Source organism: Enterococcus villorum, from assembly GCF_007990225.1.
Taxonomy (GTDB): Bacteria; Bacillota; Bacilli; order Lactobacillales; family Enterococcaceae; genus Enterococcus_B; species Enterococcus_B villorum.
The window spans coordinates 1-1,529 of record NZ_BJWF01000085.1 but is presented as its reverse complement, the minus strand read 5'-3'; the positions used below and the strand labels follow the sequence as shown (position 1 = coordinate 1,529).

General features: G+C 36.0%; 1 protein-coding gene. It reads left to right on the top strand.

The annotated features are described in order from the left end of the window. The first annotated feature begins 51 nt into the window (after window positions 1-51). Window positions 52-918: a 16S rRNA (cytidine(1402)-2'-O)-methyltransferase gene (gene rsmI / locus EVI01_RS13385; protein WP_010752611.1), complete on the top strand. Its 867-nt coding sequence runs from the start codon at window positions 52-54 to the stop codon at window positions 916-918. Window positions 919-1,529: the final 611 nt, after the last annotated feature.

Sequence of the window (1,529 nt, the reverse complement as noted above, 5' to 3'; positions counted from 1 at the left end):
CTTGAAGCAGACCATGCTTTTCACAACCTTTTTTTTAATAGGAGATAAAAAATGTTTAATCAAAAAAGTTTTAAAGGAAATCATGAAACGGGGACGTTGTATCTAGTGCCTACACCTATTGGCAATCTTGAAGATATGAGTTATCGAAGTGTTCGCCTGTTGCAAGAGGCAGATTTGATTGCTAGTGAGGATACGCGAAATACACAAAAACTACTGAATCATTTTGATATTCATACCCCACAAAAGAGTTTGCATGAACATAATTTTAAAGAACGGATACCTCAGTTCATGGAGGAATTAAAAAAAGGGAGGTCAATTGCGCAGGTAAGTGATGCAGGGATGCCTTCTATCAGTGATCCTGGGCATGAATTGGTTGTCGCTTGTATTCAAGAAAACATTCCAGTAGTTTCGATTCCTGGGCCAACCGCAGGAATGACGGCATTGATTGCTTCTGGTTTATTGCCTCAGCCATTTTTATTTTATGGGTTTCTTGGAAGAAAGAAGAAAGAGCAACACAGTATTTTAGAAGAATTAAAGGATCAAACCGCAACACTGATTTTTTATGAGTCTCCTTATCGAATTAGTGCGACTTTAACCAATATGTTAGCTGTACTTGGGAATCGCCAAGTTGTTTTATGCCGAGAATTAACGAAAATTCATGAAGAATACTTACGTGGCAATATTGAAGAGCTTTTAGCCTATATCGAAAAACAACCTGTTAAAGGGGAATGCTGCCTTTTAGTTGAAGGAAAGACTGGGAAGGATGAAACATCTCAGGTGATTGAAGGTTCTTTAAAAGAACAAGTGGAACAACTAATTGCACTTGGAGAAAAAACAAATGTCGCAATTAAAGCTGTTGCTGTAAAAAATGGATTGAAAAAACAAGAAGTCTATCGACAATTTCATGAACTAGACTAAGCCTGAAAAATAAAAAAGCGTCGTGTTTTCAAATAGTATAAAAAATGTAATTCCTTATAAAAAGAAGTGGATGCATCTTGTTCTGTCTTAAGAATATCGCCCCAAAAATTGAAAACAACTTTTCTTTTTTTGAACGTCTGTGCCTTATTTCGAAAGGGATATTTTTTTACAGAACTTCTGAACGAGAAAGCCCCCGGTTTTAATCGTGGGATGATAGTGAAGTAGGTAGAAGGGTTCTCTACTAAGAACTCGAAAATCTAAATCTATCCCTTCTCGTTTATTGTTGTACACAACTGTATGTTTAATCGATGAATACATGAAAATATGCTACCATTCATGGAAGAACATCGTAGAACCAAGACAACCTATCTAGTCTAACAATTAAACAATACATAGAAAATCAACGAAAGAGGTGACGACCCTGTCTCAAGTAACGACGTTAAAAATCAAGCGATCCGTGACGCAAAATCTGTTTTTCAAAAAGCGAAGAAAAGTCATTTTAAGCAAATCCATCTCCTGAAAAAACCAGTGATTATTTGGAATAATCAGAATTTCACTATTTGCCCTTCTGGAATTAAGATGCCTTTTGTAATGGATGGAAAGTCCAAAAA